The organism is Streptomyces sp. NPDC001515 (assembly GCF_053597115.1).
In genome coordinates this window covers 1-18019 of record NZ_JBSFHN010000019.1, presented here as the reverse complement: position 1 = coordinate 18019, position 18019 = coordinate 1, and the positions used below count along the sequence as shown (strand labels likewise).

The 18019-nt window shown below is 72.5% G+C and carries 16 protein-coding genes; 10 read left to right on the top strand and 6 right to left on the bottom strand.

Annotated elements, in window-relative coordinates; genetic code table 11:
• The first annotated feature begins 13 nt into the window (after positions 1-13).
• From ACWCXC_RS20805 to ACWCXC_RS20795, 3 genes are read left to right on the top strand one after another with little or no spacing between them, the layout of a single operon-like run.
• Positions 14-340 carry an extradiol ring-cleavage dioxygenase gene (locus ACWCXC_RS20805; RefSeq protein WP_450685314.1) on the top strand — a complete coding sequence of 109 codons (327 nt, stop codon included), beginning with the start codon at positions 14-16 and terminating at the stop codon, positions 338-340.
• Complete coding sequence (locus ACWCXC_RS20800) at positions 337-1308, top strand: acetamidase/formamidase family protein (RefSeq protein ID WP_450890158.1); 972 nt, start codon at positions 337-339, stop codon at positions 1306-1308. The genes ACWCXC_RS20805 and ACWCXC_RS20800 overlap by 4 nt, the downstream gene beginning before the upstream one ends.
• Positions 1309-1364: 56 nt before the next feature.
• Positions 1365-2231, top strand: coding sequence for an alpha/beta fold hydrolase (locus tag ACWCXC_RS20795; protein ID WP_450685316.1), 867 nt, complete (start codon positions 1365-1367; stop codon positions 2229-2231).
• 94 nt (positions 2232-2325) lie between these two features.
• On the opposite strand, the gene ACWCXC_RS20790 is transcribed toward ACWCXC_RS20795, so the two are convergent.
• Entirely contained in the window at positions 2326-3099 is a 774-nt protein-coding gene (locus ACWCXC_RS20790) for a lytic polysaccharide monooxygenase (protein ID WP_450685317.1), read from the bottom strand.
• Between the two features lie 524 nt (positions 3100-3623).
• Between ACWCXC_RS20790 and ACWCXC_RS20785 the strand changes: the two genes are divergently transcribed.
• The gene (locus tag ACWCXC_RS20785; RefSeq protein WP_450685318.1) at positions 3624-5309 is read left to right on the top strand and encodes a glycosyl hydrolase family 18 protein; all 1686 of its coding nucleotides are present in this window, start codon (positions 3624-3626) and stop codon (positions 5307-5309) included.
• Between the two features lie 164 nt (positions 5310-5473).
• Here the strand turns inward: ACWCXC_RS20785 and ACWCXC_RS20780 are convergent, their stop codons facing one another.
• On the bottom strand, positions 5474-6136 hold the full coding sequence (locus tag ACWCXC_RS20780) for a ScbR family autoregulator-binding transcription factor (protein WP_450685319.1): 663 nt from the start codon (positions 6134-6136) through the stop codon (positions 5474-5476).
• A gap of 124 nt (positions 6137-6260) precedes the next feature.
• On the opposite strand from ACWCXC_RS20780, the gene ACWCXC_RS20775 reads away from it, so the two are divergent.
• Complete coding sequence (locus tag ACWCXC_RS20775) at positions 6261-7328, top strand: ScbA/BarX family gamma-butyrolactone biosynthesis protein (RefSeq protein WP_450685320.1); 1068 nt, start codon at positions 6261-6263, stop codon at positions 7326-7328.
• Positions 7325-8257, top strand: coding sequence for an NAD-dependent epimerase/dehydratase family protein (locus ACWCXC_RS20770; RefSeq protein WP_450685321.1), 933 nt, complete (start codon positions 7325-7327; stop codon positions 8255-8257). Before ACWCXC_RS20775 ends, ACWCXC_RS20770 begins: the two co-directional genes overlap by 4 nt.
• Before the next feature lie 16 nt (positions 8258-8273).
• On the opposite strand, the gene ACWCXC_RS20765 is transcribed toward ACWCXC_RS20770, so the two are convergent.
• Complete coding sequence (locus ACWCXC_RS20765; RefSeq protein WP_450890157.1) at positions 8274-9047, bottom strand: SDR family oxidoreductase; 774 nt, start codon at positions 9045-9047, stop codon at positions 8274-8276.
• A 285-nt stretch (positions 9048-9332) separates the two neighbouring features.
• Here ACWCXC_RS20765 and ACWCXC_RS20760 point away from each other — a divergent pair, with 285 nt between their 5' ends.
• A complete protein-coding gene (locus tag ACWCXC_RS20760; RefSeq protein WP_450890156.1) occupies positions 9333-10961 on the top strand; it encodes an alkaline phosphatase D family protein in 1629 nt (542 codons plus the stop codon).
• A gap of 52 nt (positions 10962-11013) precedes the next feature.
• Here ACWCXC_RS20760 and ACWCXC_RS20755 read toward each other — a convergent pair whose 3' ends face one another.
• Positions 11014-12015: a Gfo/Idh/MocA family protein gene (locus ACWCXC_RS20755; RefSeq protein ID WP_450890155.1), complete on the bottom strand. Its 1002-nt coding sequence runs from the start codon at positions 12013-12015 to the stop codon at positions 11014-11016.
• A gap of 79 nt (positions 12016-12094) precedes the next feature.
• Between ACWCXC_RS20755 and ACWCXC_RS20750 the strand changes: the two genes are divergently transcribed.
• Positions 12095-13390: a multidrug effflux MFS transporter gene (locus tag ACWCXC_RS20750; RefSeq protein WP_450890154.1), complete on the top strand. Its 1296-nt coding sequence runs from the start codon at positions 12095-12097 to the stop codon at positions 13388-13390.
• A gap of 68 nt (positions 13391-13458) precedes the next feature.
• Here the strand turns inward: ACWCXC_RS20750 and ACWCXC_RS20745 are convergent, their stop codons facing one another.
• Entirely contained in the window at positions 13459-14784 is a 1326-nt protein-coding gene (locus ACWCXC_RS20745) for a hypothetical protein (RefSeq protein WP_450685326.1), read from the bottom strand.
• A 189-nt stretch (positions 14785-14973) separates the two neighbouring features.
• Here ACWCXC_RS20745 and ACWCXC_RS20740 point away from each other — a divergent pair, with 189 nt between their 5' ends.
• A complete protein-coding gene (locus ACWCXC_RS20740; RefSeq protein ID WP_450685327.1) occupies positions 14974-15990 on the top strand; it encodes a small ribosomal subunit Rsm22 family protein in 1017 nt (338 codons plus the stop codon).
• A gap of 15 nt (positions 15991-16005) precedes the next feature.
• Here the strand turns inward: ACWCXC_RS20740 and ddaH are convergent, their stop codons facing one another.
• A complete protein-coding gene (gene ddaH, locus ACWCXC_RS20735) occupies positions 16006-16833 on the bottom strand; it encodes a dimethylargininase (RefSeq protein WP_450685328.1) in 828 nt (275 codons plus the stop codon).
• Between the two features lie 268 nt (positions 16834-17101).
• Between ddaH and ACWCXC_RS20730 the strand changes: the two genes are divergently transcribed.
• Positions 17102-17848, top strand: a complete 747-nt coding sequence (locus ACWCXC_RS20730) for a bifunctional DNA primase/polymerase (RefSeq protein WP_450685329.1) — start codon at positions 17102-17104, stop codon at positions 17846-17848.
• Positions 17849-18019 lie beyond the last annotated feature (171 nt).

Genomic DNA, 18019 nt, shown 5'->3' with positions numbered 1-18019 from the left:
GAAGGAGACCGCCATGAGTCTGGAACACATCAACCGCGCCCTGGTCTCGCACGATCTCGTGCAGGACCTGAAGTGGAACGCCGGACTTCGCGAGGAGTTCGTCAAGGACGAGGCGGCCGTGCTCGACCGCTACGAACTGACCGGGGCCGAGCGCACCGCCATCGAGGAGCGGGACTTCCGCACCCTGTACGACCTCGGGTTCCACCCCTATCTGGGGGCCCAGTTCGCCCGGATCCTGTTCGCCAGCAACACGAACGGCGCCACCAGCGCCGTGCAGCACCTGCTGGCCTCGATCCGCCGCGAACCCGCCCGGGGCCACGCCGAAGCGGGTGGCGCGTGACGCGGGTCCCCGCCCCGTCCGCCGAGCGGGGAGGCCGTGTCCACGACCTCCCCGCCGGGCCGGACACCGTCCGCGTCGGGGTCATCGACCCCGACGCGCCGCCGGTGCTCACGATCGACTCCGGCGACGAGGTCACGCTGTCGACCTGGGGGCACTGGGGCAACCGCGTCACCCCGGACACGGTGATGGAGGACTTCCCGGCGCTCCGGGCGGCCTTCCCCGACGCGCTCGGGCCGCACTCCCTCACCGGCCCGATCCGGGTGCGGGGCGCCCGTCCCGGCGACGCCCTGGTGGTGGACGTGCGGGCGCTGACGCCCGCGGCTCACGGGTTCAACCTGGTCGTGGCCGAGCCGAGGGGCCGGGGCGTCCTGCGGGACCGGTTCCCCCGGGGAACGATCCGCCACTTCGCGCTGGACCGCACCACCATGACCACCATGCTCGGCGGCAGGGTGCGCGTCCCCCTCAGGCCCTTCCTGGGCATCATGGGAGTCGCCCCGGCCGGGGCCGGCCCGCGCAGCACGGTGGAACCGGGCCCCTTCGGCGGCAACATGGACCTGTCCGCACTCGTGGTGGGCGCTCGCCTCATGCTGCCCGTCTTCCGGGACGGCGCCGGCTTCTACTGCGGTGACGGCCACGCCGCCCAGGGCGACGGCGAGGTGAACCAGACCGCGATCGAGACCGGGATGGACCATGTCCGGTTGCGGTTCACGGTGGAGCCGGGGGCGGGGCTGCGCACCCCCCGGGTGGAGACGGAGGACCACTTCGTCTCCACGGGTTTCGGGCAGAGCCTGGAGGCCGCCGCCCACGACGCGGTGGACGACCTCGTGAACTGGCTGACCGAGGAAGGTCTCGATCCGGACGAGGCGTACAGCCTCTGCTCCATCGCCGCGGACGTCCGCGTGACCCAGATGGTGAACAACGTCGTGGGCGTGCACGCCGTCATCGAGAAGCTCACCCGCCGTTCGTGACCGGCGGCCCGCCGGCGCAGGACGACCGGGGGAGAGGACCAGGGAAAGGAATGCCGATGACCACTGTCGAGATCCCGGAGTACAGGACCGACGCCTTCTTCGGCCTGGAGGACCGGTGGCTGCCCACCGCCGAGGGCGAGCTGACCCACTACCACGAGGTCGGTGAGGGGACCCCGATCCTCTTCCTGCACGGCTCGGGGACGGGGGTCACCGCCGCCGCGAACTGGTGGCTCAACCTGCCCCACCTCGCACGCCACGGCCGCTGCGTCGCCATCGACTCCGTGGGTTACGGCCAGAGCGTCGTGGCACCGGGCACCGAGTACGGCATCCGGGAGTGGGGCCGCCACGCGCTGCGCGTCCTCGACGCGCTCGGCATCGAGAAGACCTGGATCGTCGGCAACTCGATCGGCGGCTGGGTCGCCCTGCAACTGGCCCTCGACGCCCCGGAGCGGATCCTGGGCATCGTCTCGATGGGCACCGGGGGCGCGAAGAGGACCGCGGCGCTGGCGGGCCACGCCACGCCCGAACTCTCGCCGGCGGGCATCCGCCGTACGCTCGAACAGTTCGTGGTGGACAAGGAATTGATCACCGACGAACTGGTGGACCTGCGCTACCGGGCGGCCCTGAACGACAGCGCGTCCAGCCGCCTCAAGGAGGTCGTGGCGGCCCGCGACCGCGACCGGGACGCGCTGCCGCTCGACCTCGGCGCGCTCGCGGAGGTGGACATCCCGGTGCTGCTGATCCACGGCACGCGGGACGTGGTCATCCCGGTCTCCCGGACGTGGGACCTCCTGCACGCCCTCCCGCGTGCCGACGCCCACCTCTTCGGCCGGTGCGGGCACTGGTCCCAGGTGGAACGCGCCGAGGAGTTCAACGAGATCGTGGGCCGGTATCTGCGCCGGCACGGGGCCGGCCCGGTCTGAGGCGGCCGGCTCCGGACAGCCGGGCACCGGCGGGCCCCCGTCCAGGGAATCCGCCGGTGCCCGGCCTCACCGGTCGGCGATCAGCGGCAGATGATCAGGCCGCGCAGGCGCCCAGGTCCTCCCAGGCGCCCCAGTCGCCCGTGGTGCCGGGCTTGTCGCCCTTCACCCACCACTTGGCGCGCCAGGTGTGGCCCCCGGAGGTGACGGTGTCGCCCCCGGTGTAGGTGGCCTCCGTGCTCCAGAGGGGCGCGGCGCAGTCGCCGCTTCCGCCGCCGGTTCCGCCGTCGCCGCCTCCGGTGCCGCCGTCACCGCCGCCCGTACCGCCGTCACCGCCGCCCGTACCGCCGTCCGTGCCGCCGATGTTGACGTCCACGCAGGAGTAGAAGGCGTTGACGGTGTCGGCGACGTTCCAGACGGCGAGGACCTTCTGCTTGCCGGTGAAGCTGCCGAAGTCGACCTCGTGGCTGACGTCGGCGGGGGGCTGGGCCCCGTTGCCCTGGTACTCGGCGATCTTCTGGTCACCGATGAAGTACTGCCAGTTCGCCGTGGCGTGACGGGCCGTGTGGTGCCAGGTGAAGGTGAACTTCTTGCCGACGGGGGTGACCTGCCAGCCCTTGTTGTCGTCGTCCAGCTCCGCGAACGCCGCGTTGCCCCCGCTACAGCTCTTGAGGCCCTTGACGCCCTCGACGCTCTGCGGTTCGTACGTGATCTGGCCGCAGTCGACGACGCCGGTCGCGCACTGGGCCTGCCGGCTGGCCGGGGCGGTGACCCAGCCGTGGGCGTTCGCGGTGCCTGCCTGGACGCCGAGGGCGAGTACCGGCGCGACCAGGGCGCCGATCGAAACGGCCAGTCGCCTCTTTGTGTTCATGCCACATCACTTCCTTCGCTCGTGCGGCCGCCCGGGGCCCGCCGCGGCGTGTGCGCGGCGGTGGTTCCAGGGGGTCGGGCGGACTCGTCGGTGGTACGGGGGGTACGGGCCGTCCGGTCGGCGCGGGGCCGGGACGGTACGGGTCGCGGCATCCGGGCAGGCGTGGCAGCGGCCGAAACGGGGCCGCGACCTGGGCCGGGCCCGGGGCGATGCAGGTCTAGACCTTAATGCCGAACCGGGCCCAGTCAAGGAGTGCGAACGGGTAGGTCCAGGCATCCACTTTTTAAGATCGAGTGGTTCGTTTTCGAATCACCGGCGGGGTCACTTTTAAGTGATCCTTAAGCCCCTGGTCAACGATGCCGCGCTCCGCCGAGCCCCGTCCCGGCCTGGCTCCGAGGAGTCTACGGAGCGTCAAATTGGTCTAGTCCTAATCTTCTTGGGAGCGTTGACGCGCAGGTCACGGGCCGGTTATCACTGCTCCAGCTCATTCGCAGCGCAACCCCACCCCCCGCTGGAGGCTGTACGTGCACCCCCGTAAGACATTGATCGCCGCGCTTCTCGGTACGGCCCTCGCCTCCGGCGCGCTCGCCGCGACCGTCGGCATCGGCTCGGCCCAGGCGGCCGGTGCGGAGGCCGCTCCCGCCGCGGGCAAGGTGCGCATCGCGTACTACGACCAGTGGAGCGTCTACGGCAACGCCTTCTACCCGAAGCACCTCGACACCCGGGGCATCGCCGGCCAGCTGGACATCATCAACTACTCGTTCGGCAACATCCACCCCACCGACCTCACCTGCTTCGAGGCGAACAAGGCCGCGGGGGACGACAACAACCCCAACGCCGGTGACGGCGCGGGCGATTCGTACGCCGACTACCAGAAGTCCTTCAGCGCCGCCGACAGCGTGGACGGCGTGGGCGACACGTGGAACCAGCCGATCGTCGGTGTCTTCAACCAGTTCAAGGAACTGAAGGCGAAGTACCCGCACCTGAAGATCAACATCTCGCTGGGCGGCTGGACCTACTCCAAGTACTTCAGCGACGCCGCCAAGACCGACGCGAGCCGCAAGAAGCTCGTCTCCTCCTGCATCGACCAGTACATCAAGGGCAACCTGCCGGTCGAGGGCGGCTTCGGCGGGCCGGGCACGGCGGCCGGCATCTTCGACGGCATCGACCTGGACTGGGAGTACCCCGGCTCCGACGGCGGCCACCTGGGCAACCACTACGCCCCCGAGGACAAGCAGAACTTCACCCTGCTCCTCGCCGAGTTCCGCAAGCAGCTCGACGCCTACGGCGCGGCCAACGGCGGCAAGAAGTACCTGCTGACCGCCGCGTTCGGGGCCGGTCAGGACAAGATCAAGAACATCGAGACCGACAAGATCGGTCAGTACCTCGACTACGCCAACCTGATGACGTACGACATGCACGGCGCCTGGGACGGCGACGGGCCCACGTACCACCAGTCCCCGCTCTACTCCGGCGGCAACGACCCCTCCGACCCGGTCGCGCCCGGCACCGAGAAGTACTCGGTCGACAACGCGGTCGACGCCTGGATCGACGGCAAGCCGGCCTACGGCATCGCGGGCGGCTTCCCCGCCGCCAAGCTGAACCTGGGCTACGAGTTCTACTACCGCGGCTGGAAGGGCGTCCCGGCCGGGACCACCCACGGCCTCGCCCAGACCGCCACCGGCGGCTCGGCCGCCCGTCCGCTCAGCCAGCAGGCCGGCATCGCCAACTACAAGGAGCTCGGCGGCATCGTCGACAACCCGGCGACGACCTACTGGGACGACGAGGCGAAGGCCTCGTACTTCTACAAGGACGGCGAGTTCTTCACCGGCCTGGACCAGAAGTCCATCCAGGCCCGTGTGGACTACGCCAAGCAGCGGGGCCTCGCCGGGGCGATGATGTACTCGCTCATCGGCCTGGACGACAACGCCACCCTGCTGAAGCAGATCAACACCGCGCTCGGCGGCACCACCACCGGTCCGACGACGCCCCCGACCACCGGACCCACCACGCCTCCCACCACCGGGCCGACCGACCCGCCCGCCACCGGCTGCGGCTCGGTCCCGGCGTACACGGCCGGATCGGTGTACAACGCGGGCAGCGAGGTCTCCTACGGCGGCCACCGCTACAAGGCCCAGTGGTGGACGCAGAACGAGACGCCGGGCAGCACCGGCGAGTGGGGCGTCTGGAAGGACCTGGGAGCCTGCTGACCCGTGGGGCCCGTCCGGCGGAATGGCCGGACAGGCCCTGCGACCCGTTGAACCGCCCCGTCGCGGCGTGCCCCACCACGCCGCCCCGGCCCCCGCCCGGTGGATCCCCATGCCACCGGGCGGGGGCCCGTGGCGTGCGGGGGCGGGCCGGGGCCCCCGGAGGATCAGCCCGAGGCCGGGGCCTGGCTCGGCACGGTCTGCCGGCCGAGGACCAGCCGCTCGCCGCGGTCCTCCGCCATGTCCAGCGTGGCCAGGACGGCCGGGGTCGAGATGCTGGGCAGGATGTAGTGCAGCAGGACCGAGATGCGCCGGCCCAGGTCCTCGCGGTTGGTCAGCACCTGGGACATCACCTGGATGCCCGAGAAGGAACCCGCCAGCATCTCCGCGGCCTCACCCGGATTGACGTGCGGCAGCAGCTCGCCCTGGGCCTTGGCGGCCGTCAGCAGCTGCTCGATCCGGTCTATCCAGCCACGGAACGGGGTGCCCCTGACCAGCCCCTCCACGGCCTGGTCCATGGCCAGGCCGACGCTCGCCCGGACCAGCGGCTCGTGGCGCAGCCGGTAGGCCAGGAGCATGCCCTGGTCCACCAGCTCCTGGAGCTTGGTGAGCTGCGGGGGCAGCGGATCGCTGTCCAGCTGGATGTCCATCACCCCGAGCGCGAGCTCCTCCTTCGAGGCGAAGTGGAAGTACATCGCGCCCTTGGTCACCCCGGCCCGAGCCAGGATCTCGCTGATCGTGGCGCTGCTGTAGCCCCGCTCGTCGAACACGTCTGCCGCCGCCACCAGGATCGAGTGGCGGGTCTGGATCGCGCGCGCCTGCTGTGCCATCAGCTTCTCTCTAATAGTGGCGTGGTGGGGGCCACAGGGGGTTGGCTGGAGGGGAATACCGGGCTGTCAGTATCTTACTCGGGGCGGCTCGGCCCGTCGGCGCGGATCCTCCTGGGGGAACTTCATGGTTCGGCTCACCTCACGCAGCGCTTCGACCGCGGTGGACGACACCCGGTCCGCCGAGCGCGCCACCGGTACCGGCCGCCCGTCCGGACCACCCGCCGAAGGCGCGGAAGCGGAAGCCGTCGCCGGGATCGAGGACCCCGGCCGCAGAGGCTGGGCGCCCGAGCGGCTGGGTGAGCTCGTTCACCGCGCCGACCTGCGGGACGCCTTCCCCACCGGACTGACCCCCCTCACCGAGACCCAGTTCTCCGTCTCCGCGCGCTGGCCCCGCGCCCACCGCTTCTTCGCCCCGGTCGGCCGCCACCAGGACCCGCTCCTGATAGCGGAGACCATGCGGCAGACGACGATGCTGATCGCCCACGCCCAGTTCGGCGTGCCGGTGGGCGACGCCTTCGTGATGTGGGAGCTGCGCTACACCTCCGCGTCCGAACGCCTGGAACGCAACGACGAACCGTGGGACATCACGGTCGACGTCTCCTGCTCCCGGATCCGCCGGCGCGGCCGGAGCCTCGGCTCCATGCACCTCGAACTGCTGCTGCACCGGCGCGGCACCGTGCTCGCCACCGGCGGCGGCCGGATCAGCTGCTCCTCGGCGCGGGCGTACCAGAAGATGCGCGGACACCGCGGCGCCGTCCTCGGCACCCCGATACCCCTCCTGCCCGCCGTCGCGCCGCGCACGGTCGGCAGGACCCGCGAACAGGACGTCGTCCTCTCGCCCGACGCGGCCCCGGGGGCCTGGCAGCTGCGGCTGGACACCCGCCACCCGACCCTCTTCGGGCGCCCCAACGACCACGTACCGGGCATCCTGCTCCTGGAAGCGGCCCGGCAGGCCGCGCACGCCGCGGGCGGCGCCCCCTTCCTGCCGACGACGATGCAGGCCGACTTCCACCAGTACGTGGAGCTGGACCGCCCCTGCCGGATCGAGGCCACCGAGCTCCCGGCGGAGGGGAGCCTGCCCGCCGGGGTGCGGGTGCGGGCCGTTCAGGACGGCGCCCCGGCCTTCACCTGCGATCTGTTCTCGGCCGACCTTCCGGCCCTCCCTCACGACGTCCGGAGCGACCGCGCATGAGCCCCCTCCTTCTCATCACCGGAGCGACCGGATTCATCGGCGGCCGGGTGGCCGCCGCCGCCCGCGCCACGCCCGGCGTCCGCCTCCGCCTGATGACCCACCGCACCGCGCTCGACCCCTCCCTCACCGGGCCCGGCGTGGAGACGGTGCGCGGCGACCTCGCCGACCCCGCGTCGCTGCGCGGCAGCTGCGACGGGGTGGACGCGGTCATCCACTGCGCCTCCCGGATCGACGCCGACGAGACCACCCTCCGCGCCGTCAACGACCACGGCACCCGGGCGCTCGTCGACGAGGCGGTCCGGGCCGGGGCCGGCCGGATCGTCCAGCTCTCCACCGCCTCCGTCTACGGCCGGGGCCCCTTCACCGGACTGCTGCCCGAGACGGCCCCGCTCGCCCCGGTCTCCGCGGCCAGCCGGACCCGGGCCGCCGCCGAGCGCCACGTCCTGGAAGCGCAGGGAGCGGTGCTGCGCCCGCACCTGGTGTACGGGACGGGGGACCGCTGGGTCGTTCCGGGGCTGGTGGCGCTGCTGCGCTTCCTGGCCGCCGCGCCCGCCGGCTGCCCGGCCCGCCACTCGATGATCGAGGTGGAGAGCCTGGGCCGGGCCCTGCTCGGGGCCGCCCTCGCCCCGGCGGCGCCGTCCGGCGTCTTCCACGTCAACCATCCCGAACCGGTCGGCTGCTCGGAGCTGCTGTCCACCGTGCTCGGCGCCCTTCGCCCGCCCGGGGTCACCGGGGAGATCGGCACGGACGAGGTGTGGGCCCGGCTGGAGGCGGCCCCGAGGGCCCGGCACCACTTCGAGATGCTGGCCGTGGACCACTGGTTCGACGACGACCGCGCCGAGAAGGAACTCGACTGGACCCCCGGCCCCGCCTTCGCGGAGTCCTTCGCCGCGCACGCCTCCTGGTACCGCGAGTTCCTCGCCCGCTGACCCCCGGCCCGGCCCCTCAGCCCCGTCCCACGTACGGCATCGCCGTCGCCATCACCGTGGCGAACTGCATGTTCGCCTCCAGGGGCAGCTCCGCCATGTGGACCACGGTCCGGGCCACGTCCGCCGCCGCCATGACCGGCTCCACGGCCGTCTCGCCGTTGGCCTGGAGGGTGCCGGCGCGCATGCGCGCGGTCATGTCGGTGGCGGCGTTGCCGATGTCGATCTGGCCGCAGGCGATGCGGTAGGGACGCCCGTCCAGGGACAGCGATTTGGTCAGGCCGGTGATCGCGTGCTTGGTCGCGGTGTACGCCACGGAGTGCGGGCGGGGGGTGTGGGCGGAGATCGACCCGTTGTTGATGATCCGGCCACCCTGCGGGTCCTGCGCGCGCATCAGCCGGTAGGCGCCCTGGGCGCAGAGGAACGCCCCGGTCAGATTGGTGTCGACGACCGTGCGCCAGTCCTCGTACGCCAGGTCCTCCACCGGTACGCCGGCGGGCCCGAAGGTCCCCGCGTTGTTGAAGAGCAGACCGAGCGTGCCGAAGGTCTCCCGTACGGCGGAGAACAGGGCGTCCACGTCGTCCGGGCGGGAGACGTCCGCCGGGACGGTGATCAGCCGGGCGTCCGGGGCGGCGAGCGCGGCGGTCTCGGCGAGCGGGCCCGGACGGCGGCCGGTGAGCGCCACCGACCAGCCCGCCCCGCTCAGGGCCAGCGCCACCGCGCGGCCGATCCCGGAGCCGGCGCCGGTGACCACGGCGGTCCGCGTGGTGCGGTGCGACAGACTGTTGCTCATGGGGCGGCAGCGTACGCCCGCCGCCCGCCGGACGGGCCAAAAGGGGTGCGGGGGCGGGGGGTTCGACCCCCGGGGGTGATTTTCCGGCCCCGACCGGCGATTCCCCGGAGTGACGCACCCCTCGGTGATGATCATGGTTTCGGCCGCTTATGCGGTGTTTGCCCTGGGGGATCCATTCCTGCCGCACTCCTCACCGCGCCGACGCCCGCGCGTCGCGAGCGCGACAGCCGCGCGATGCGCCGGACCGGTGGACTTCCCCCACACCACCAGTCAGGGGAGGGACAGATGACGGACTCATCGCACCAGCAGGCGCTGCGCGACGCCGCCCGGCACACCGACCGGCGACGCTTCCTCACGGTCACCGGAGCCGCCGCCGCACTCGCCTTCTCGGTCGGCCTGCCGGCCGCCGGGACGGCGAGCGCCGCCGAACTCGACGGCCGGAGGATCACCGAGAACCCCTTCACGCTGGGCGTCGCCTCCGGCGACCCGCTGCACGACTCCGTCCTGCTCTGGACCCGGCTCGCCCCCCGCCCCTTCGAACCGGACAGCGGACTGCCCGCCGCCCGGGTCGAGGTCCGCTGGGAACTCGCCCGCGACGAACGCTTCCAGCGCATCGTCCGGCGCGGCACCGCCCTCGCCCACCCGGAGTTCCACCACAGCGTGCACGTCGAGGTGAAGGGCCTCGCCCCGGACCGGGTGCTCTACTACCGCTTCCGCACCGGGCAGTGGACCAGCCCCGTCGGCCGCACCCGCACCGCCCCCGCCCCGGGCGCCCGCACCGGCGAACTGCGGCTGGCCGCCGTCTCCTGCCAGGCGTACCACGACGGCTACTTCACCGCGTACAAGCACCTCGCGAACGAGGACGTCGACGTCGTCTTCCACCTCGGCGACTACCTCTACGAGTACGCGGTCAACGCCACCGGCGGCGCCCGCAACTACACCGACCGCACCCTGCCCGCGCTCTTCAACCGGGAGACGACCACGCTGGAGGACTACCGGCTGCGGTACGCCCTCTACAAGTCCGACCCCGATCTGCGCGCCGCGCACGCCGCGCACCCCTTCGTCGTCACCTGGGACGACCACGAGACCGAGAACAACTACGCCGGCGAGACGCCCGAGAACAGCGTCCCGCCGGAGGAGTTCCTGATCCGCCGGGCCGCCGCCTACCGCGCGTACTGGGAGAACCAGCCGCTGCGCGCCCCGCAGCTGCCGCAGGGCCCGGACATGCGGCTCTACCGGCGGCTCCAGTTCGGCCGGCTCGCCCAGTTCGACATCCTCGACACCCGCCAGTACCGCAGCGACCAGGCGTACGGCGACGGCTGGCAGACCCCCGGCCCCGAGTCCGAGGACCCCTCGCGCACCCTCACCGGCGCCGCCCAGGAACGCTGGCTCATCGACGGCTGGCGCCAGTCGCACGCCGTGTGGAACGTCGTCCCGCAGCAGGTCACCTTCGCGCAGCGGCGCGACGTGCCCACCGACGCGTACAAGCTCTCCATGGACTCCTGGGACGGCTACCCCGCCTCCCGCGACCGCGTCCTGCGGGGCGCCGAGTCCGCCGGGGTGGACAACCTGATGGTCCTCACCGGTGATGTGCACGTCGGATACGCCTTCGACCTGAAGGCCGACTTCGACGACCCCGCCTCCCGCACGGTCGGCACGGAGATCGTCGCCACCTCGATCACCAGCGGCAAGAACGGCTCCGAGAAGCCCGCGAACTGGACCAACCTCACGACCGCCAACCCGCACATGAAGTACTACAACGGCCGCCGGGGCTACGCCCTGGTCACCCTGCGGGAGCGGCTGGCCCGCGCCGACTACCGCACGGTCTCCGCCGTCACCACCCCGGGCGCCCCCGTCACGACGGCCGCCTCGTTCGTCACGGAGGCCGGGCACCAGGGCCTCACCCCCGCCTGACCCGGCTCCCCGCGGGCCCTTCGCACGCACCCCGTGCGAAGGGCCCGCGGCCTCAGGCCGCGCCGTCCACCGGGTAGCGGACGCCGATGCGCTCACGCACCGCGTCGAGCGTCCGCATCACCGCGAGCGAACCCTCCAGCGGCACCAGCGGGGACTCCTTCTCGCCCGCCGCCACCGCCCGCATCACCTCGGCCGCCTCGAACTGCATCCCGGTCAGCCCCTGCGGTCCGGGCCCCGACACGATCTCCTCCGGCTCGTGACCGGCCCGGTGCAGCACGAAGCGGCCCGGGTGGAAGAAGTTCTCGGGGACGTCGATCCGCCCGGCCGTGCCGATCACGGTCGCCGCCGTCGGATGGTGGCCCACGATCGAGCAGGACAGCAGCGCCTGCGCGCCCGAGTCCCAGCCCAGCAGCATCCCGGTGTTCAGGTCCACGCCCTCCGGCGACAGCAGCGCGTCCGCCCGCACCCGGTCCGGCTCGCCGAGCAGCAACTGCGCGAACGCCACCGGATAGACCCCCAGGTCCAGCAGGGCGCCGCCGCCCAGGGCCGGGTCGCGCAGCCGGTGCCCGGGGTCCAGCTCCGCCGCGAAGCCGAAGTCGGCCTGGACGGTCCGGATCTCACCGATCGCCCCGTCGCGGACCAGCTCCGTCATCCGCCGGATCACCGGGTTGCAGTACGTCCACATGGCCTCCATCAGGAACAGACCGCGCTCCCGGGCCAGGTCCACCAGCTCCCGCGCCTCGCGCTCGTTCAGGGTGAACGCCTTCTCGCACAGCACGTGCTTGCCGGCCTTCAGCGCCAGCCCGGCCGCCGCCCGGTGCGCGGAGTGCGGCGTGGCCACGTACACCACGTCCACGTCCGCGTCGGCCACCAGCTCCGCCCAGCTCCCGTACGCCCTCGGTATCCCGAACCGCTCGGCGAACGCCTTCGCCGAGGCGTCCGAACGGGAGGCCACGGCGACCACCTCCGCTCCGGGCATCGCCAGCAGGTCCGCGGTGAAGGTCGCCGCGATCCCGCCCGTCGCCAGCACGCCCCAACGGACTGTCCTGCTCATGCACGCTCTCCCAAGGGTGTCGACCATTCCCGCTGAGCTGAGAGCATAGAGGGCGAATTCAACGACTATGGAGATGAGAATGCCGGACAGCGGCGTCAGCCGGGCCCAGCGAATACCCACCACCGAATCCGGGGCCGCGACGGAGCTGCCTCCCACCGCCACGGCGGCCCGCCGGGCCGGCCTCCTCGTCACCCTGGTCCTCGGCGGACTCACCGCGCTTCCGCCGCTCTCCATGGACATGTACCTCCCGGCGCTGCCCGCCGTCACCGACGCGCTGCACGCCCCGGCCGCCACCGTCCAGCTCACCCTCACCGCCTGCCTCACCGGCATGGCGCTCGGCCAGCTCGTCGTCGGCCCGATGAGCGACCGGTGGGGCCGCCGCCGCCCGCTGCTGCTCGGGATGGTCGTCTACGTCCTGGCCACCGCGATCTGCGTCTTCGCCCCCACCGCCGAACTGCTCATCGGCTTCCGGCTGATCCAGGGGCTCGCGGGCGCCGCCGGCATCGTCATCGCCCGCGCCGTGGTGCGCGATCTGTACGACGGCGACGAGATGGCCCGGTTCTTCTCCACCCTGATGCTGATCTCCGGCGTCGCCCCGGTCGTCGCCCCCGTGATCGGCGGCCAGGTCCTGCGGTTCACCGACTGGCGCGGCATCTTCGCCGTCCTCACCGTGGTCGGGCTGCTGCTCACCCTGGTCGTCCACAAGTGGCTGCACGAGACCCTGCCGCCCGCCGAGCGCCACACCGGAGGCGTCGGGGACGCGCTGCGCACCATGCGCGGACTCCTCGGCGACCGGGTCTTCAGCGGCTACATGATCGCGGGCAGCCTCGCCTTCGCCGCCCTGTTCTCGTACGTGAGCGCCTCGCCGTTCGTCGTCCAGGAGATCTACGGGGCCTCGCCGCAGACCTTCAGCCTGCTGTTCGGCGTCAACTCCGTCGGGCTGATCGCCGTGGGCCAGTTCAACGGCAAGGTCCTCGTCGGCCGGGTCAGCCTCGACAAGGCCCTCGGCTTCGGCCTGGCCGTGATCGTGCTGGCCGCGACCGCCCTGCTGCTGATGACCTCCGGGGTCTTCGGCGACGTCGGGCTGGTGCCGGTGGCGGCGGGGCTCTTCGTGCTGATGTCGGCGATGGGGCTCGCGATGCCCAACACCAACGCCCAGGCGCTGATGCGCACCAAGCACGCCGCCGGGTCCGCCTCCGCGCTGCTGGGCACCTCCTCGTTCCTGATCGGCGCCGTCGCCTCCCCGCTCGTCGGCGTCGCGGGCGAGGACACCGCCGTGCCGATGGCCGTGGTGCAGCTGGTCTGCGCGCTGGCGGCGATGGCCTGCTTCCTCGGCATGTGCCGCCCCTGGCAGCGGGTGGCCCCGCGCCCCTGACGCCGTACGCGAAGAAGCCCGGCCGGACGGCACCGATGCCGTCCGGCCGGGCTTCCGCCGTACCGGGGTCAGTCCTCGCGCGGGTAGCCGATCAGGTGCTGGCGGTCCTTGTCGTCGGTCCAGCGGAACAGCCCGGTGCCCTCCGCGCCCTCCGCGCCCGGTACCCGCACGTTCGGCGACAGCAGGTCCGTCGTGCCCGAGGAGATGTCGGCCTCCACCGGGAAGCCGCCCCCGGCCAGCACGTCCGAGGCGTTGCGCACGTTGGTGGCCCCGTAGGCCGTGCCGCCGTCGGTCACGGACGCCAGCACCAGGGTCCTGGAGCCCTCCGTGTCCTCGAAGCAGTAGCCCTTGCCGGCCTCCATGTCGAAGGCCAGGTTCCCCGCCACCAGATAACCGCCCGAGGAGGAGACGACCGCCTGCGGGAACTGCCCCGGGGCGATCGCCGGCTTGTGGCACTGCACCGACACCAGCGCCTTGCCGGTCTCCAGGTCGTGCACCGTCCACAGCTCGTGCGTCGCCGCGTTCTTCGCGCCCTTGGCCAGCTGCCACCGGGCCAGGATCAGACCGGGCGCCACGGACGTCGGGACGCCGCTCTGCCGGTCGGTGCCCTTGGGCGCCACGTCCCGGCTGAACCAGCCGCCCTGCACCCAGAACTCCCGCGCCCCGCTGACCAGCAGCCCCTTCGACGTGACGCCGCGCACCTCGGTGAGCTGCCGGCAGGCCGCGCACCCCTTCGGATACTTCAGCGCCTTGGCGGGCACCCGGGTGATCCGGCCCGTTCCCGGGTCCACCACCACGTTCGTCGTGCCGCCGTCGCCGATCAGGATGCCGGGGCCGGTCACCGACACCGCGGGCTGCGTGCTCCACGGCACCTCGACGCGCTCCCGGCTGCCGTCCTCCACCCGGTACACGTCCAGCGAGACGATCCGGTCGGCGGGCGCCGGTGCGTCCTCTCCGACCTTCCCGTACGACCAGGTCACGAAGTACTCCTGGTCGTCGGCGGTGACGGTGAGCAGCTTCGGGAAGTGCGCCGCGGCCGGGGGCCGCCACCGCTCGCCGCTCCAGCCGGCCCTGCCGGTCTCCGAATCGATGGTCCGCAGCTGGTACTCGCCCTCGGCGGTCCGCACCAGATAGGCCAGCCGCCCCGTCGTACGCGACAGCGCGTAGTCCGGGGAGGTGCCGACCAGCTCCCAGCCCCGCTGCGTGGTGTACGCCGACGGGACGGTCAGCTGGGTGGCCGGGGCGGCGCTCCGCTTCACCGGCTTCTTCGGCTCGGCGTCGTCCTTCTTCTCGGCGCCCCCGCCCCCGCAGGTGGCGAGCAGAAGCACCAGGACCAGCACCAGCACGCCACCGAGCAGGGCCATGCGCACGACCCGCTGCCTCGTGGTCTGCATGCCGACCGGAGCCAGTCGCCCGATCCTCAGCCTCATGGTCCCCCCGAAGAGCAATACCGACCTCGCGGCGGTCAGCGTAGCAACTGGTCGGTACGGATCAGCAGTTCGGTTCCGTCCCCGTTCCGTCCCGGTTCCGCACCGGAACCGGCCCCGGTCCGGACCTTCGCCGGGGCCGCCTACAATTCCTCGGTGAACGCCACCCTCCCCACCGCCGACGATCTGCGCGCCGCCCTCGCGGCTCTGCTGGACGGCCTGCCGCCCCGAAGGGCCGCCCAGGCCGTCGACCGGCTGATCGCCCACTACCGGGGGACCGTTCCCACCGACACCCCGGTCCTGCGCGACCGCTCCGACGTCGCTGCCTACGCCGCGTACCGGATGCCCGCCACCTTCGAGGCCGTACGGTCCGCGCTGGACGCCCTGCGCGCCGCCGCGCCGGACTGGGCCCCGGCCACCCACACCGATGTCGGCGGCGGCACCGGAGCGGCGACGTGGGCGGTCGCCGGGGCCTGGGAGGGAACCCGCAGCACCGTCCTGGACTGGGCGGAGCCCGCCCTCGCGCTCGGCCGTGAGCTGGCCGCCGCCTCCGGCGCCCCGGCCCTGCGCGAGGCCCGGTGGGAGCGCGCCCGGATCGGCACCGACCTCGACCTCGGCGCCGCCGACCTGGTGACCGTCTCCTACGTGCTCAACGAGCTGACGCCCGAGGCACGCACCGCCCTCGTCGACGACGTGGCCCGTGCGGCCGGGGCCGTCGTGGTCGTCGAACCCGGCACCCCCGACGGCTACGCCCGCGTCATCGAGGCCCGCGACCGGCTGGTCGCCGCCGGCCTCACCGTCGCCGCGCCCTGCCCGCACAGCGGCGCCTGCCCCATCGAGCCGGGCACCGACTGGTGCCACTTCTCCGCCCGGGTCAGCCGCTCCTCGCTGCACCGCCGGATCAAGGGCGGCTCACTGCCGTACGAGGACGAGAAGTTCGCCTACGTGGCCGCCACCCGCTTCCCCGTGGCGCCGGCGGCGGCCCGGGTCACCCGCCGCCCGCAGATCCGCAAGGGCCAGGTGCTGCTGGAACTGTGCACCCGCGAGGAGGGGCTGCGCCGGGAGACGGTCACCAAGCGGCACGGCGAGCTGTACCGCGCCGCCCGGGACGCCGCGTGGGGCGACGCCTGGCCGCCCCCGGCCGGCCCGGATCAGGGGCCCGAGGGCCCCTGATCCGAACGACGGGCCCTACAGCAGGCCCGGACCGCGCAGCTCCTGCGTACAGCACTTCACGCTGCCGCCGCCCTTGAGCAGCTCGCCCAGATCCATCGGCACCGGCGTGAAACCGCGCTCCCGCAACGGGTCGAGCAGCCCCGTCGCGGCCTGCGGCAGCAGGACGTGGAGCCCGTCGCTCACCGCGTTCAGCCCGAAGGCGGCCGCGTCCTCGGCGGTGGCGAGCAGCGCGTCCGGGAAGAGCCGGGCCAGCACGGACCGGCTGCCCGGCGAGAACGCGTCCGGGTAGTACATGATCTCGTCCCGCGCGTCGTCCAGCACGCACAGCGCCGTATCGAGGTGGTAGTAGCGCGGATCGACCAGATCCAGGCCGATCACCGGCCGTCCGAAGAACTCCTGCGCCTCGTCGTGCGCCAGCGGACTCGACCGGAAGCCGCGCCCCGCCAGGACGTACGAGGAGGTCACCGCGAAATCGCCCTCGCCCTCATTGACGTGTTCCGGCTCATGGATCTCGGTGAAACCGTGCTCCCTGAACCAGTCGCGGTGGGCGGCGGCCTCGGGGAACCGCTCCTGGTAGGCGAAGCGCGCCCCCAGCACCCGGCCGTCGATCACGGTCGCCCCGTTGGCCGCGAAGACCATGTCGGGCAGGTCCGGGCGGGGTGTGAGCAGTTCCACGGTGTGGCCGAGCGCACGGTAGCGGTCGCGCAGGTCCTCCCACTGGGTCCGGGCCAGCGGCAGGTCCACGGGTTTGCTGGGGTCCATCCACGGATTGATGGAATACGTCACCCGGAAGTGCGCCGGGGCGCACATCAGATAGCGGCGGGGTCGGGCTGAACGAGGCAACGGGGCCTCCTCACGGATCGTCGCGCGGCAATGGTGGCCGCTGCGGCCGGTGCGTCGCACGGGTGTGTGCGTGAGCCCATGGTGCGCCCGTTCCGGGGCCCCGCACAGTGAACCGATCGGGTGGTCCGTCCCGGAACATTCCATGACAAACATGAGGCCAACGGTCACGGCGGGACAGGAGACGGCGTACCCCGCTTCGGAACTCTGGCCACCCGGGGCGCAGGATGGTGGGACCATGGGCAGGGGCAACGTAGAGGTAAGGGGATAGATGGGCGCCGATTTCAGTCGCGGTCGCGGCTCGGAGAGCAGGTTTTCCCAGTGGCTGCGCCGACGGCCCAAACCTCCTGCGGGCGATGTCGACGGCACCGCGCGGATCGCACTGCTCCTGGCCGTCGCCGAGGCCGGGATGCCGATCGCGCCCGCCGCCCATCCGGTCGGCTACCGATGTTCGTGCGAACGGATCGGCTGTCCGACCCCCGCCCGGCACCCCGTCTCCTTCGCCTGGCAGACCCAGTCCACCACCGACCGGGCCCAGATCGAGCGCTGGGCCCGCAACCAGCCGCAGGCCAACTTCATCACCGCGACCGGCATGGTCCACGACGTCCTGGACGTCCCGCTGGACGCCGGGGCCCAGGCCCTGGAGAACCTGCTGGCCGCCGGCATCGAGGTCGGCCCGGTGGCCCGCTCCGGCGACGACCGGATGCTCTTCTTCACCGCGACGCGCGGCACACCCGAGGACGAGGACGAGTGGTGGCCGTGCGAGCTGGACTGCCACCCCGAGACGATGGACGAGCACCCCGGTCTGCGCTGGCACTGCCGGGGCAGCTACGTGCTCCTGCCGCCCGCCACGCTCCCCGGTGAGCTGGACGTCCAGTGGCTGCGCGGCCCCGAGCACCCGCTGCCGGACCCGCTGACGCTGCTGGAGACCCTGACGGAGGCGTGCGCCCGCTTCGTGGGCTCCGCCGAACAGAGCGACGTCGACCACGAATCGGTCGCCTGGCCGCTGAGCCGTTAGCGACGCGATCCTCACACGCCGCAGGGCCTGTCCGGTGCTTCCGGACAGGCCCTGTCGCCGTGCGGGGGAAGGCTAACTTGATCTTTAACCTGTGCGGCGAGGTCGTGGGGTCGTCGGCTTCTTGTTCCGGGACGTGGCGGTGTCGGTTTTGCGGGCTGTGTGGACGTCGTG

Coding starts and splice junctions, on each gene's coding strand:
- ACWCXC_RS20765 (WP_450890157.1), bottom strand. CDS start 9,047: ATGAGCAACAGTCTGTCGCACCGCACCACGCGGACCGCCGTGGTCACC.
- ACWCXC_RS20750 (WP_450890154.1), top strand. CDS start 12,095: ATGCCGGACAGCGGCGTCAGCCGGGCCCAGCGAATACCCACCACCGAA.
- ACWCXC_RS20760 (WP_450890156.1), top strand. CDS start 9,333: ATGACGGACTCATCGCACCAGCAGGCGCTGCGCGACGCCGCCCGGCAC.
- ACWCXC_RS20730 (WP_450685329.1), top strand. CDS start 17,102: ATGGGCGCCGATTTCAGTCGCGGTCGCGGCTCGGAGAGCAGGTTTTCC.
- ACWCXC_RS20780 (WP_450685319.1), bottom strand. CDS start 6,136: ATGGCACAGCAGGCGCGCGCGATCCAGACCCGCCACTCGATCCTGGTG.
- ACWCXC_RS20805 (WP_450685314.1), top strand. CDS start 14: ATGAGTCTGGAACACATCAACCGCGCCCTGGTCTCGCACGATCTCGTG.
- ACWCXC_RS20745 (WP_450685326.1), bottom strand. CDS start 14,784: ATGCAGACCACGAGGCAGCGGGTCGTGCGCATGGCCCTGCTCGGTGGC.
- ACWCXC_RS20755 (WP_450890155.1), bottom strand. CDS start 12,015: ATGAGCAGGACAGTCCGTTGGGGCGTGCTGGCGACGGGCGGGATCGCG.
- ACWCXC_RS20770 (WP_450685321.1), top strand. CDS start 7,325: ATGAGCCCCCTCCTTCTCATCACCGGAGCGACCGGATTCATCGGCGGC.
- ACWCXC_RS20790 (WP_450685317.1), bottom strand. CDS start 3,099: ATGAACACAAAGAGGCGACTGGCCGTTTCGATCGGCGCCCTGGTCGCG.
- ACWCXC_RS20795 (WP_450685316.1), top strand. CDS start 1,365: ATGACCACTGTCGAGATCCCGGAGTACAGGACCGACGCCTTCTTCGGC.
- ACWCXC_RS20775 (WP_450685320.1), top strand. CDS start 6,261: ATGGTTCGGCTCACCTCACGCAGCGCTTCGACCGCGGTGGACGACACC.